Source organism: Yimella sp. RIT 621 (genome assembly GCF_004146205.1).
In the GTDB taxonomy this organism is placed as follows: Bacteria; Actinomycetota; Actinomycetes; order Actinomycetales; family Dermatophilaceae; genus Yimella; species Yimella lutea.
The window spans coordinates 62,945-76,633 of the sequence record NZ_SEIP01000007.1 but is presented as its reverse complement, the minus strand read 5'-3'; the positions used below and the strand labels follow the sequence as shown (position 1 = coordinate 76,633).

At 66.3% G+C, this 13,689-nt stretch carries 13 protein-coding genes; 2 read left to right on the top strand and 11 right to left on the bottom strand.

What is annotated here, in order from left to right; translation table 11 throughout:
* Positions 1–20: 20 nt before the first annotated feature.
* From ppc to EU513_RS08205, 5 genes are all read right to left on the bottom strand, one after another.
* Positions 21–2,798: a phosphoenolpyruvate carboxylase gene (gene ppc, locus EU513_RS08220; RefSeq protein WP_129625412.1), complete on the bottom strand. Its 2,778-nt coding sequence runs from the start codon at positions 2,796–2,798 to the stop codon at positions 21–23.
* 68 nt (positions 2,799–2,866) lie between these two features.
* Positions 2,867–3,913 carry an alpha/beta hydrolase gene (locus EU513_RS08215; RefSeq protein WP_129625411.1) on the bottom strand — a complete coding sequence of 349 codons (1,047 nt, stop codon included), beginning with the start codon at positions 3,911–3,913 and terminating at the stop codon, positions 2,867–2,869.
* 3 nt (positions 3,914–3,916) lie between these two features.
* Entirely contained in the window at positions 3,917–4,150 is a 234-nt protein-coding gene (locus tag EU513_RS08210) for a pyridoxamine 5'-phosphate oxidase family protein (protein WP_129625410.1), read from the bottom strand.
* 133 nt (positions 4,151–4,283) lie between these two features.
* On the bottom strand, positions 4,284–4,427 hold the full coding sequence (locus EU513_RS15875; RefSeq protein WP_168990207.1) for a hypothetical protein: 144 nt from the start codon (positions 4,425–4,427) through the stop codon (positions 4,284–4,286).
* A 59-nt stretch (positions 4,428–4,486) separates the two neighbouring features.
* The gene (locus tag EU513_RS08205) at positions 4,487–5,245 is read right to left on the bottom strand and encodes a fructosamine kinase family protein (protein WP_129625409.1); all 759 of its coding nucleotides are present in this window, start codon (positions 5,243–5,245) and stop codon (positions 4,487–4,489) included.
* Positions 5,246–5,337: 92 nt separating this feature from the next.
* Here EU513_RS08205 and EU513_RS08200 point away from each other — a divergent pair, with 92 nt between their 5' ends.
* On the top strand, positions 5,338–6,285 hold the full coding sequence (locus EU513_RS08200; protein ID WP_129625408.1) for a phosphatase domain-containing protein: 948 nt from the start codon (positions 5,338–5,340) through the stop codon (positions 6,283–6,285).
* Positions 6,286–6,287: 2 nt separating this feature from the next.
* On the opposite strand, the gene EU513_RS08195 is transcribed toward EU513_RS08200, so the two are convergent.
* Entirely contained in the window at positions 6,288–7,079 is a 792-nt protein-coding gene (locus EU513_RS08195) for a helical backbone metal receptor (protein ID WP_239700745.1), read from the bottom strand.
* 79 nt (positions 7,080–7,158) lie between these two features.
* A complete protein-coding gene (gene icmF, locus EU513_RS08190) occupies positions 7,159–10,392 on the bottom strand; it encodes a fused isobutyryl-CoA mutase/GTPase IcmF (protein ID WP_129625407.1) in 3,234 nt (1,077 codons plus the stop codon).
* A gap of 96 nt (positions 10,393–10,488) precedes the next feature.
* Between icmF and EU513_RS08185 the strand changes: the two genes are divergently transcribed.
* Positions 10,489–10,998 (top strand): MarR family winged helix-turn-helix transcriptional regulator, encoded by a 510-nt coding sequence (locus tag EU513_RS08185; RefSeq protein ID WP_129625406.1) that lies wholly within the window; start codon positions 10,489–10,491, stop codon positions 10,996–10,998.
* A 7-nt stretch (positions 10,999–11,005) separates the two neighbouring features.
* On the opposite strand, the gene EU513_RS08180 is transcribed toward EU513_RS08185, so the two are convergent.
* From EU513_RS08180 to EU513_RS08170, 4 genes are all read right to left on the bottom strand, one after another.
* Positions 11,006–11,356, bottom strand: coding sequence for a CrcB family protein (locus tag EU513_RS08180; protein ID WP_129625405.1), 351 nt, complete (start codon positions 11,354–11,356; stop codon positions 11,006–11,008).
* Complete coding sequence (locus tag EU513_RS08175) at positions 11,356–11,778, bottom strand: CrcB family protein (RefSeq protein WP_129625404.1); 423 nt, start codon at positions 11,776–11,778, stop codon at positions 11,356–11,358. The genes EU513_RS08180 and EU513_RS08175 overlap by 1 nt, the downstream gene beginning before the upstream one ends.
* 25 nt (positions 11,779–11,803) lie before the next feature.
* Positions 11,804–11,971 (bottom strand): hypothetical protein, encoded by a 168-nt coding sequence (locus EU513_RS15870; RefSeq protein ID WP_168990206.1) that lies wholly within the window; start codon positions 11,969–11,971, stop codon positions 11,804–11,806.
* 509 nt (positions 11,972–12,480) lie between these two features.
* Positions 12,481–13,680 (bottom strand): RimK family alpha-L-glutamate ligase, encoded by a 1,200-nt coding sequence (locus tag EU513_RS08170; protein ID WP_129625403.1) that lies wholly within the window; start codon positions 13,678–13,680, stop codon positions 12,481–12,483.
* Positions 13,681–13,689 lie beyond the last annotated feature (9 nt).

Genomic DNA, 13,689 nt, shown 5'->3' with positions numbered 1-13,689 from the left:
GCGGCTCTCCGCGAAACCGGTCAGCCGGAGTTGCGCAGGGCTGTGGCCAGACCGTTCATGGTGAGCAGGATGCCGCGGCGCACCTGTTCGTCCTCGTCCCCGGCGCGGTAGCGAGCAAGCAACTCGACCTGCAGGTGGTTCAGCGGCTCGAGGTAGGGGAAGCGATTGAAGACCGACCGCTTGAGGGCGGTGTTGTCCCAGAGCAGGTCGTCGTGACCGGTGATCGCGGCGTACATGCGCAGCGTGCGCGCGTGCTCCTCGGTGATCTTGCCGAAGACCCGCTCGCGCAGTGCTTCGTCGTCGACGAGGCGCGAATATCGTTCGGCGATACCGAGATCGGACTTCGCCATGACCTGCGCCATGTTCGAGACCACGGTGCGGAAGAAGGGCCAGTGCTCGTAGTAGTGCTTGAGCTTGGCGAGCTTGGTCTCGTCGCCGTCGATCCAACGTTCCAGCGCGGAACCGGTGCCGTACCAACCCGGCAGCATGACGCGGGCCAGCGACCAGCTCATCACCCACGGGATCGCCCGCAGGTCGGAGATCTGCTCGGTGGGTTTACGGGACGCCGGACGCGAGCCGATGTTCAGCGCACCGATCTCGGCGACCGGGGTGGAGGTCTTGAAGTACTCGACGAATCCGTCTGTGTGGTGGACCAGTTCGCTGTACGCGTCCCGGGCCAGGGCCGCCAGTTCGTCCAGATCACGGTAGGCCTGATCGGTGTCGTCCAGCCCTTCGATGTCGAGCAGCGACGATTCGAGGGTGGCGGCGACGAGAGCTTCGAGATTGCGGTACGCGAGCGCGGGCTCGGCGTACTTGGCGGCGATGATTTCGCCCTGCTCGGTCAGTCGCAATGAGCCACGGACGGCACCCGGAGGCTGGGCGAGGATCGCGTCGTAACTCGGGCCGCCGCCGCGTCCGACGGTGCCGCCGCGTCCGTGAAACAGGCGCAGACGGATGTCGAATTCCGTTGCCACGTCGACGAGGTCGAGTTCCGCGCGGTAGAGCGCCCAGTTCGCGGCGAGGTATCCGCCGTCCTTGTTGGAGTCGCTGTAGCCGAGCATGACCTCCTGCAGACCGCCCTTCGAATCGACCAAGGCGCGGTACGCGGGCAGGGCGAGGGCCGCCCGCAGGGTGGTGGCCGAGACCTGGAGATCCTCGATGGTCTCGAACAACGGCACGATGTTCACCGAGCAGGTCGCGCCGTCCGTGTCCGGCACGTAGAGACCGGCCTCCTTGAGCATGACGGCGCATTCGAGGATGTCGGAGACACTCGTACACATCGAGATCACATAGTTGGGAATCGCTTCCGTACCAAAGGTTTTCACCGCGTCCGCGGCGGAGGCCACGATCGCGAGTTCGCCGGAGGTCTGCTCGGAGAACTCCGCGCCACGACCGACCAGCGGTCGCCGGGAGCTGAGTTCCTGCACGAGCAACTCGACCTTCGCGTCCTCGTCCAGGGCGGTGTAGTCGTCGTGCACGCCCGCCCACGCGAACAACTCGGCGATGGTCTCTTCGTGCACGTCGGAGTTCTGCCGCAGGTCGAGCCCGTACAGGTGGAACCCGAAGGTGCGGACCGCCTCACGAAGACCGGCGAGTTCGGCGTCCGCGAGCAGGTCGTCGTGGTTGGCACGCAACGAGTCGTCGACGACGTTCAGGTCGTCCAGGAACTCCTGCGCCTGCGCATACGGCGCAGCTCCTTCGACCTCGATCGCACCGTCGGCGGGGCGACCGAAGAAGTTCTCGTAGGTGCGCTCCAGCCGTCCGCGGATCCATCGGATCGCGCGACGGTAGGGCTCATCGTCCCGCTCGTCCTCGGTGTTGAGGTCGGCCAGCGTCGTGAGCGAATCACTGGTCGGAGCGAGTCGTTTCGACAACGACAGGCTGACCTCGAGGCCGTCGAGTTCACGCAGGTAGTGGGCGAGTGCGGTCTGGGATGCACGTCGTGAGGCCGTGGCGACGACGTCGGCGTTGACGTTCGGGTTGCCGTCCCGGTCGCCACCGATCCACGAGCCGGCACGCAGCATCGGCTCCTCGAGCAGATCGGCGCCCGGGTAGAGCTCGTTCAGCTCGCGACGCACCTGCGCGTTGATGCGCGGCATGACATCGAACAGCGATGCCTCGAAGAAGCGCAGCCCGACCTCGATCTCGTCCTCGATCTGCACACGCTTCAACCGGATGAGCGCGGTCTGCCAGAGAGTGATGATCTGGATCTTGATGTCCCGCAACGCATCCCGCTCTTCCTCTGCGTTGAGGGTCATGCGCTCGCGGGTTCGCATGATGCGCTTGATCTTGCTCTGCGCCTCGAACACGGTGCGGCGCCGGGTCTCGGTCGGGTGCGCGGTGACCACCGGGACGACCGTCGCGTCCCGCAGCGCGCTCTCGACCTGGCGGTTGTCGAGGTGCGCAGCCTGCAGTTTGGGGAAGGTCGCCGCGAGCGAACCGTCGATCGGTGCCTCACCCGCGTTGACGTGCACGGCGCGACGACGCTCCCGGTGCAGGTCTTCGGCAAGGTTCGCGAGCAGCGCGAACAGGCTGAACGCCCGGATCACATGCAGCGCGTCCTTGGTCGACAGGTCGTGGAAAAGCTCTGCGAAACCCTCGCGATCGACCTCCTGGCGCCGGACGGCGAAGGCCTTCTTACGTGCCTGCTCCACAAGTTCGAAGACTCGCTCGCCCTCCTGCTCGCGCACCACGTCGCCGAGCATCCCGCCGAGGAGGCGGATGTCGTTGCGAAGTGGTTCGGTCGCGGCGCGGCCCTCGTCGGTCGCCTCGAACACCATCTGCGGCTGGTCGATCATGCCGCCCAGTATGGTCGCGACCGCCCGGTAACCGAGACGCCCTGTTCAGCCCGCGGACGCGACCTTCGTCACGTCGAGACGACACCCAGTGCCTGCCGCAACGCCCCGAGCGCTTCGGCGAGGTGCTCCCTGCTGGTGCGGGCGAGGGGTGAGTTGACCCAGGGATGCACTCCCCCGGCGACCACCCGCAGCTGCACCTGGTTACCGGCTGCCTGCATGGCCTCGGCGTAGGCGATGCCCTCGTCGCGCAGCACGTCGAAACCGGCGACGCCGACGTACGCGGGCGGCAGGTCGGTGAGGTCCTGCGCCAGCAGTGGTGAGACGCGCGGGTCGGTCGCGTCACCGTCCGGACCGATGTAATGGTCCTGATACCAGTCCATTTCGGACGACGTGAGGAAGTATCCCTCCCTGAACTTCGCATAGGAATCGGTGCGTCGCGACAGGTCGGTGACGGGCACGAACAACAGCTGGAAGGCCGGTTGCACCGCGTCGCCGCGGGTCTGCTGGGCGATCACCGCCGACAGGTTGCCGCCGGCGCTGTCGCCACCGACGGCGATACGGCGGGGATCGACACCGATCTCGGACGCGTGCTCGACGGCCCACCGGAACGCGCCGATCGCGTCGTCCACGGCTGCCGGGAAACGGTGTTCGGGCGCGAGCCGGTAGCCGACATTGAGGACGGCCACCTGAGCCTGGTCGCAGATGCGGCGACAGAGTCCGTCGTGCGACTCGATGCTGCCGAGCACCCAACCGCCGCCGTGGAAGTAGACCAGCAGCGGGAGCTTCGGGTCTTCGGACGGCTTGTAGAGACGAGCCGGAATCGACGCGTCCGGCAGATCGAGGGTGAGGTTTTCGACCTGCCTGACCTCGACCTGTGGACCGGCAGACACGAGCGACTCGTGTTCGAGCAGGTCGCGGGCTTCCTGCAGGGTCATGCCCGCGTACTCGGTCGCCCCACCGAGTTCGAGCATTCTCAAGCCCACGGCGAAGTCGACATCGAGGGTCCGACCGTCCGCCGTCGGCGGCTTACCGGCGATCGCCCGCTTCACCACTCGGGGCAACTTGGCACCGCCGTTGAAGACGGCCTTCTCGATGCGCAAACGCTGATCGCTCACGGGTCAGTCCTTGTCGGCGAGGCGCGTCGGGAAGCCACCGGTGGCGATCGGGCCGGTGCGGTCGATCGTGATCCGGATGCGCGACTTGCCCTGGTCGTCGACGCCACCGGTCACCGGCGAACTCTGCAACGAGCCGTCGCGGCGGAACGTGGTGAGCACCATGGTGGGCCGGGAGCGGACGAAATCGAGCACCTCCTGCAGTGGACGTCGGTCGGCAGTCGCGATCTCGCGGGACATCTCAGGCTTCCTTCCGTCGGTGCGGTCAGTATCGCCGAAAGTTCGCGAGCGCACGCCGCAAGGTCGAAGTCTGCACGACCGGGGAAGCAGGGACGGCAGGCCCCGACCACGTGCGGACCGCCAGAGTGAGGACTCAGTCGAGGCTCACAGGATCTGCGTCCGGACGCCACCGTTGCGCGTAGGTTCGCAGCACCCGCAGCTTGTGCACATCACTCTTGTGCGCCTCGGCGAGCGCCACCCGCAGGCGGCACAGAGCAGCATCGACCGCCTCGTCCACGTCCTGTTGCGGCGAGCGTCCCAGCTCAAGGCGGTTCCGGCGTGGCCCGCGGCGGACTATCAGGCGATCCGACGTGCTGCTGCGATCGTCCGTGCCGCGTACCCGCCGCCGAACAGCAATGCGTGCACAGCGAGCGGATACAGCTGATGCAGCGCCACCCGATCGCGCCAACCGTCCGCCAACGGATGTTCCTCCTCGTACGCGGCGATGATCCGCTCGAGGTGCGGGGTGCCGAAGAGGGCCAGCATCCCGAGGTCGGATTCCCGGTGACCTCCGTGCGCCGCCGGGTCGATCAGCACCGCGCCCTGCGCCGTCCACAGGAGGTTGCCCGACCAAAGATCGCCGTGGATGCGCGATGGTCCGTCGTCTGTGTCGAAGTCACCGGACGACACACGATCGGCGACGCGCTCCAGCAGCTGCGCCTCGGCTTCGGAGAGAGCGCCGGACGCCACGCATCGTCGGGTGATCGGCAGGATGCGCTGCTGCGCGTAGAACTCGCCCCAGCCCAGTGTCGGCTTGAGCTCCAAAGGGATCGGTTCCGACAGTGGTCCGAAGTAGCCGTCCCCCTCCCAACCGTCCGGGGGTGAACCGAACGCATCCGCTCCCGCATCGTGTGTGCGGGCGAGGGCGCGTCCGAACTCCTCAGCCGCCTGCGCCGTCGGAGCCACCTCGGTGAGCTCGACGAGGTCGAGGTGATGCTCGCGCACGTCCAGCACATCGACGACCATCACGCCGGCGGCGTCCGCGAGCCAGCGCAGACCGGCGGCTTCCCAACGAAAGAATCCGGTCGGCGCGGAGGCGCTCTGCTTACGGAACATCGACCCAGCCTGACATCGACGGGCTGCAGCCACACCTGCGCCACCGAGCACGACATCATCGAACGGGCACGTCCACTCTCGGGAGGAACGCAGTGAGCGAAGAGCACGTCGACCGGATCCACCGGCTGCAGGAGGGGTGGACGCGACGGCACGAGGAGCGGGAGATCGTCGACATCTTCTGTTCCGTGCACGGCGAGGAACTGACGCAGCTGAAGAACGCGCTCAACCGGCGCGACGATCATCACGACCTCGAGGAACTGATCTTCGGCGACATCGACGACGAGTCGGTGCGCGAACGGGTCCTCGATCACTTCGCGGCGCAGGCCGAGCCGCTCGGACGACTCGGGGTGAAGGTGCTGTCGGACATCGACGACACCGTCTTCCCGATGATCCACGAGACGCGTTACCCCCACGGCCACTTTCTGGTTCCGGGATCGCTGGCCTTCCTGCAGGCCCTGGACGACGGTCCCACCGAGTCGCCGTGGTCACGCGGCGACCTCACGTTCCTGACCGCGCGGCCCGAGATCGCGTTCGGTCTCATCGAATCGAACTCCAAGGACGTGCTGCGCAAAGCGGGGGTCGCGAGTTCATCCCTGCTGGCCGGCAGCCTGATGAACCTTCACTCGAAGGACGCCATGGCGGACGGCAAGGTGGCGAACTTCGCGCACTACCGCAAGCTCTTCCCCGAGTACGGCGTCGTGTTCGTCGGTGACTCCGGCCAGGGCGACGTCCTGGTCGGACAACGCGTCCGGACCGATTATCCGGACGCCGTGTCGGCGGTGTTCATCCACGATGTCGTCGGCACCCCGGCCGCTCGACGCGAGGAGTTGGCGGCATCCGGAGTCCACGTTTTCGAGACATACATCGGTGCAGCCATGAAGGCGTACAGCCTCGGCCTGGTCTCGCTCGACAACGTGAAACGGGTTGTCACAGAATCACTTGCCGCGCTCGACGACATCGATTGGGAGACCGCCGAGCAGGAGGCCTCGACCAGGAAGTTGTTGCAGCGCGACGCCGACGAGGCGCTCGCGCTGGGGTGACGTCAGCGCCGCAGCACGGCGGGAAGAGTGCGAGCTGCTTCGACCATCGCCGGTCCGTACCAGGTGATCAACCGGCCGCTGATCAGTTTCGTGGGAACCTCGACGAAGGCCTCCGGGCCGTCGTCGGCCGTGAAGACGTACGGCTCGTCGGGCAGCAGCACGAGATCCGCGCGGCTCGGGTCGTCGAGATCGGCCAGGTCGGCATGCGGGTATCGGCCCTCGGCGCCGTCCGGAACGACCACGTCACAGCCGAGGCACTGGAGGAGGTCGGCGGTGTACGTCGGCCGCCCGACCACCATCCACGGATCGCGCCAGATCGGCACAACCACTCGCCGAGTGTCCGCAGAACCGCCGACCTCACCCGAGCGTCCTGCGGACATTCGCCACAGAGCGTCGGCCTCGTCCAGCCAGCCGGGTGCCCCCCAGCCGAAAGCTTCGGTGAACAATCGGCGCATCGAGTCCAGCGCCTGCGGCACGGTCTCGATGTCGGTCACCCAAACGGCAATCCCGTGATCCCGCAGGCGCTTCACGTCGAGCGCGCGGTTCTCTTCCTTGTTGGCGACCACCAGGTCGGGTGCCAACTCGGCGATGGCCGCAACGTCGGGGTTCTTCGTGCCTCTGACGCGCGGCACATCGAGGTCCGCGGGATGGGTGCACCAGTCGGTGGCACCGACCAGAGCCTGTGGACGGGTCGCCGCGATCGCTTCGGTGAGGGAGGGGACGAGGCTGACGACTCGTTCGACCTCGTCGGGGAGGTCGACGTGGAATCCGAGATCGTCGATCTGTGTTCGCACCCGCCCGACCCTACTCAGCGCGCGATCGGAAGTGGCCGCGATCACGACCACTTGCGTTGACTACGGGTGTAGAGGCTGGTCAGACGTTGCGCCGGTACTGGCCACCCACCTCGAAGAACGCCTCGGTGATCTGCTGCAGCGAGCACACCCGCGCGGCGCGCATCAGCACGTCGAACACGTTGTCGCCGTTGACCGCTGCGGCCCGCAACTCGTCCAGCGCCTGCTTGGACTCACCCTGGTGCCGCTGCTGGAACTCGCGGACGCGGGTGAGCTGACCCTGCTTCTCGGTCTCGGTGCCGCGGGCGAGTTCGATGTGCTTCGGCGTGCCGTCGTCGGCCTTGGGGTTGCGGAAGGTGTTGACGCCGACGATCGGCAGCGAGCCGTCGTGCTTGCGGTGTTCGTAGAGCATCGATTCGTCCTGAATGCGACCGCGCTGGTAGCCGGTCTCCATCGCGCCGAGCACGCCGCCACGCTCGGTGATGCGGTCGAACTCCTTCAGCACCGCCGCCTCGACGAGGTCGGTGAGCTCGTCGATGATGAACGATCCCTGGAGCGGGTTCTCGTTCATCGCCAGACCCCACTCACGGTTGATGATCAACTGGATCGCGAGCGCACGACGCACCGACTCCTCGGTCGGCGTGGTGACAGCCTCGTCATAAGCGTTGGTGTGCAAGGAGTTTGCGTTGTCGTAGATCGCGATGAGCGCCTGCAGCGTGGTGCGGATGTCATTGAAGTCCATCTCCTGCGCGTGCAGGGACCGGCCGGACGTCTGCACGTGGTACTTCAACTTCTGGCTGCGGTCGTTCGCGCCGTACTTCTCCTTCATCGCCACCGCCCAGATACGGCGGGCGACACGGCCGAGCACCGAGTACTCGGGGTCCATACCGTTGCTGAAGAAGAAGCTCAGGTTGGGCGCGAAGTCGTCGATGTCCATGCCCCGCGCGAGGTAGCTCTCGACATAGGTGAAGCCGTTGGCGAGCGTGAACGCCAGCTGGCTGATGGGGTTCGCCCCGGCCTCGGCGATGTGATAGCCGGAGATGCTGACCGAGTAGAAGTTGCGCACCTGGTGGTCGATGAACCACTGCTGGATGTCGCCCATCATCTTCAGGCTGAACTCGGTGGAGAAGATGCAGGTGTTCTGGCCCTGGTCCTCCTTCAGGATGTCGGCCTGGACGGTGCCGCGGACGTTCGCGACGGCGTACGCCGCGAGTTCTTTGCGCTCGTCATCGTTCGGCTCCCGGCCTTCACGCTCGGTGAATGCGTCGACCTGCTGGTCGATGGCCGTGTTGAGGAAGAACGCGAGAATCGTCGGTGCCGGGCCGTTGATCGTCATCGACACGCTCGTCGTGGGCGAGACGAGGTCGAACCCGCCGTACAGCACCTTCATGTCGTCCAACGTCGCGATCGAGACGCCGGACGTGCCGACCTTGCCGTAGACGTCCGGACGCTCGTCGGGGTCGCGCCCGTAGAGGGTCACCGAGTCGAACGCGGTCGACAGGCGGGTGGCCGGCTGGCCTTCCGACAGCAGCTTGAAACGGCGGTTCGTGCGGAACGGGTCGCCCTCGCCGGCGAACATGCGGGCAGGATCCTCGCCCTCCCGCTTGAACGGGAAGACGCCGGCGGTGTACGGGAAGTAGCCCGGCAGATTTTCCCGGCGAAGGAACTTCACCAGCTCGCCGTGGTCGTCGAAGCGCGGGAGCGCGACGCGCGGAATCTTGTTGCCGGACAGCGATTCCCGAGTGAGTTTGTTGACGATCTCGCGGTCGCGGATCTTCACGACCTGCTCGTCGCCCGAGTAGGAATCGACGATGCTCGGCCACTTCACGAGAGCCTTGGAGATCTCGTCGGGCACGTCCTGCTGCGCCTTCTCCATCAGCTCGGCGACACTGCGCGGCACCTCGGCGAGTTCGCCGGCGACCAGTTCGTAACGCTGCGCACGGGCTGCCGCCTTGGCGAACTTCGCGGTGTCGGAGTGATAGTCACGTACCGTTTCTGAAATCTCGGAGAGGTAGCGGACGCGGGACGCCGGCACGATCGTGGCGATATGGGTCGACTGCTTGGTGTCGACCTGCGGAAGCACGCCGTCCTCGACGTGCATTCCTTTCTCCGACAGCAGGTTTCGCAGCTCCTGGTACAGCGCGGTCACGCCGTCGTCATTGAAGGTGGCCGCCGAGGTGCCGTAGACCGGCATGTCCTCGGGCTTCTTGCCGAAAGCCTCACGGTTGCGCACCATCTGGCGTCCGACATCGCGCAACGCGTCCTCGGCTCCACGTCGCTCGAACTTGTTGATCGCGACCACGTCGGCCAGGTCGAGCATGTCGATCTTCTCCAGCTGGCTGGAGGCACCGAACTCCGGAGTCATGACGTACATCGACACGTCGGAGTAGTCGATGATGGCCGAATCTCCTTGTCCCACACCGGGAGTCTCGAGAATGATCAGGTCGAATCCGGACGCCTTGGTCAGCGCCAGAATCTGGTCGAGGTGTTCGGGCACCTGGCTGTTGCCGCGGGTGGCGAGCGACCGGAAGAAGACACGGTCACCGTCCAACGAGCTGATCCGGATGCGGTCGCCGAGCAGCGCACCGCCACCCCGAGAGCGAGTCGGGTCGATCGCGAGCACCGCCACGCGCAGCTTGTCCTGCTGGTCGAGGCGCATGCGGCGCACGAGTTCGTCTGTCAGAGAAGACTTTCCAGAACCACCGGTGCCGGTGATGCCGAGCACGGGCACCGGACGCTTGGCCGCCGCCTGGTTGATCGCGTCGACGAACTCGGCAGGAAGCGCACCCTGCTCCGCGCCGGTGATCGCTCGCGCGATGGCTGCACGATCACCCGACAGCACTGCGTCCAGATCGGCCTGGCCCAGCTGCCAGAGGTCGTAATCACAGTCAGCGACAACAGAATTGATCATTCCGACCAGGCCCATGCGCTGACCGTCCTCCGGGGAGAAGATCGTGACGCCCGCCTTGCGCAGCCGGTCGATCTCGTCGTGCACGATGACGCCGCCGCCACCACCGACGACCTTCACGTGTTCGGCGCCCGCCTGCTTCAGCAGATCGACGAGGTACTCGAAGTATTCGACGTGGCCGCCCTGGTAGGAGCTGACCGCGATGCCCTGCGCGTCTTCCTCGAGCGCAGCGTCGATGACTTCCTGCACCGAACGGTTGTGGCCCAGGTGGATCACCTCCGCACCCTGCGTCTGCATGATCCGCCGCATGATGTTGATCGAGGCGTCGTGGCCGTCGAACAGGCTTGCGGCAGTAACGATCCGGACGTGGTGCTCCGGCTTGTGCAGTTCAGGCTTGATGTCGGCCATGGGGTCCTCCGGGTGCGTGGACGTGACTCAGCTCTCGCAAAATAGTAGGACTTCCTATTAATGGACGTCAACGCGAGTTTGATTTACTCTCGACCCATGACCGAAGCACCCGCCCGCCTCGCTGCCGACCCCATCGGGGTCGCGCGGGATCAGTGGGTGGATCGCGGGTGGGCCGATGCTGCGCCGGGCATGGCGGCAGTCACCTCGCTCATGCGGGCACAACAGATCGTCTCGGCCCGAGTCGATGCGGTGCTGAAGCCGTTCGGCGTGACGTTCGCCCGCTACGAGGTGCTGATGCTGCTGACCTTCAGTCGTCGCGGCAGCCTGCCGATGAAGCTGATCGCGTCGCGCCTGCAGGTGCATCCGACGTCCGTCACCAATGCCGTCGACCGGCTGGAGCAGGCCGGTCTCGTCACGCGCACCACGCACCCGGACGACCGGCGTGCGTTCGTCGTGGCACTGACACCAGAAGGACGCTCACTCGCGCAAGAAGCGACGGCTGCGCTCAACGAGCAGGTCTTCGGCCGACCGGAACTCGACCGCGACGACCTCGAGTCACTCGTGTCGATCATCGCCCGGATGCGTTCTGCCGCAGGCGATTTCTGAGCACAACTCAACCGCCGACGCACAGGCCGAGCGCGGCGACCAAAACTGACCCGATGACCATCCCGAGCGCATGCACGACGCCCGCCCAGTGCACCTTCGGCGCGAGCAGCAGCCGGGCCGACTCCACGGACGCCGCGCTGAACGTGGTGAACCCGCCCATGGCACCCGTACCGAGCACCTTCGTGGCCTCCGAAGCGTGTCCGAAGTGACCGACGAGCAGGCCTAGCACGAACGATCCGAGCAAGTTGATGACCAGAGTGCCGACCGGGACCCTCACTCGCACCCGCGCGGCGATCCAGGTGTCGAGCACACAACGCAGGAGTGCGCCGGTGCCTCCCCCGAGGGCGATCCAAAGCATCATCGGTTCATGCCCGGCAGTCGGAGCCCGATCCCTGCGGCGAGCACTCCGGCCACGACGCTCGCGGTCGCATAGGCAAGACCGGCGCCCAGGTCACGCTCCACCACCTCGACCGCGAAGGCGCTGTAGGTCGTGAATCCGCCCAACAGACCCGTCCCGAGTCCTAACCGAACTCGTCGGCGTGCACCGCTGTCGTCGCCGAGATGCGCGAGCACCCCGAGCAGAAGGCCGAGCAGCAGCCCGCCGAGCACGTTGATGACGAAGGTGGTCCACGGCCAGCCGTCCGCCGGCATCGGGAACCGCTCACTCAGCAGTGCACGCGCGGTCGTGCCGGCGGCACCACCGACGAAAACCAGCGCCGGGAGCACCAGCCGGTCGGAACGAACTGCGGCGGCGTCCGTATCGGGTGGCTGGCGGTTCACCCGGGAAGGCTATCCAGCCGTGTGCTCACTTCACAGGCGAAGGCGTCGCCGCGGACGCGCGGACGGCTCGCTCCATACGCAGCACCGCCGGATCATCGACGCCGCCGACCGGCTCGTCGCCGAAAATCGGGACGATCATGATCAAGCCCCTCGGTGTGCGGCGACCGGCTTCGGCGTCGAATTCGAGGTGCACGTGAACACGGTAGTTCGGACTGTTGTGGCTGGTCCGGATGAACGTCACCTTGGTTTCGGCGCCAACCAGCGGTGTGGGCAGGGCTCGACCAGCGGTACTCCGGAGCTCAACCAGCGGTCCTTGGGAGCTCAACCATCGTGACAGACATCTGCCAGTACGTCATAGGGGTGGACACCCACGCCGCCACGCACCACTACGCCGTGATCCATCCCGGGACCGGAGCAGTCCTGGACGGAGTTGGACCGGCGCCGCACCGTCACGATCAACATGCTCACCGCGCTGTTACACGCGACCGCGCTCGGTACGGATGCAGGCACGCGCTCACGGTCGCCCAACTGGGGCAGGTCGCGACCTGGCGACCACGCTACGAACCCCTGGACATGACCATCCTGCGTGAACTGGCTACCGAGTACGCCCAAGACATCCTGGTCCTGGATCAACAACGGGCCGCGAACGAGAAACAGATCCGACAGATCGTGCGTCGGTGCTCGGGGGCTCACCCAGCGTGGTCAGGGGTTCTCGGCAGCGGTGATGGCCTTCTGGGCGAGCTTCTTGACGCGGCGGCGGCGCTTGGGGCGCTCGGGGATCATCGAGCGCATCTCCTCCAGCTTGCCGAAGCAGAGCAGACGGTCCTCGGCCTCGAGCACCTTGCTCGGACGTGGGGACGGGGTGACAGAGGTGCCGCGGTGCAGGGTGAGAACAGTGATGTCGCGGTCGGACAAACCGCTGTCCCGCAACGCTTTTCCGACCATCTCCGAGCCGGAGTGCACCGCCAGCTCGGCGACGCCGTACCCGGTCGAGACGGCCAGCCGCTGGCGGACGTCGATCTCGGGGAAGTCGACCTGGTCACCGATGAAGTCGATGATCGCGCCGGCGACGTCGAGCCTGGTCGCGGTCTCGATGCCCTGCAGGCCCGGCGAGGAGTTGACCTCCATCACCAGCGGACCGTCATTGCCTTCGAGCATGTCGACACCGGCGACGCGCAGACCCATGATCTGCGCCGCACGCACCGCCGTCGCCTCGTACTCCGGATCGAGTTCGACGGCCTCGACCGAGCCACCACGGTGCACGTTCGAGCGAAACTCATCGCCCTGAGCCGTCCGACGCATGGCGGCGACGACTCGGTCGCCGACCACGAGCGCACGAATGTCCCGACCGCGCGACTCCTTGACGAAGGCCTGGATCAGCACGTTCTGCGAGGTCGACTGCAGCGTCTCGATGATCGCCTCGGCCACCTTGACCTCCGGCGCCAGGATCACGCCGATCCCCTGTGTTCCCTCCAGCAGCTTGATCACGACCGGCGCACCACCGACCTGCTCGATCGCCTGCTTCACATCGGCGCGGTTGCGCACGAAGAAGGTGGCCGGCATGCCGATGTTGTGGCGCGACAGGATCTGCGTCGCACGCAGCTTGTCGCGGCTGTTGCTGATGCCGTTCGCGGTGTTGGGCGTGTAGACGTCCATCTGCTCGAACTGGCGCACGACAGCCGTACCGAAGTAGGTGATCGAAGCACCGATGCGCGGCAATACCGCGTCGTACGAAGACAATTGGCGACCACGGAACTGCAGGTCGGGTTCGTCGTTCGACAGGTCGATTCCGAAGCGGAGCGTGTTGAGCACCTTCACGTCGTGCCCGCGTTCGAGGGCAGCGGTTCGCAGGCGTTGGGTCGAATAAGCACGCGGCGCACGGGACAGAATCGCGAGTTTCACGGTGGCACC

Coding starts and splice junctions, on each gene's coding strand:
- ppc (WP_129625412.1), bottom strand. CDS start 2,798: ATGATCGACCAGCCGCAGATGGTGTTCGAGGCGACCGACGAGGGCCGC.
- EU513_RS08210 (WP_129625410.1), bottom strand. CDS start 4,150: ATGTCCCGCGAGATCGCGACTGCCGACCGACGTCCACTGCAGGAGGTG.
- EU513_RS08205 (WP_129625409.1), bottom strand. CDS start 5,245: ATGTTCCGTAAGCAGAGCGCCTCCGCGCCGACCGGATTCTTTCGTTGG.
- icmF (WP_129625407.1), bottom strand. CDS start 10,392: ATGGCCGACATCAAGCCTGAACTGCACAAGCCGGAGCACCACGTCCGG.
- EU513_RS08185 (WP_129625406.1), top strand. CDS start 10,489: ATGACCGAAGCACCCGCCCGCCTCGCTGCCGACCCCATCGGGGTCGCG.
- EU513_RS08180 (WP_129625405.1), bottom strand. CDS start 11,356: ATGCTTTGGATCGCCCTCGGGGGAGGCACCGGCGCACTCCTGCGTTGT.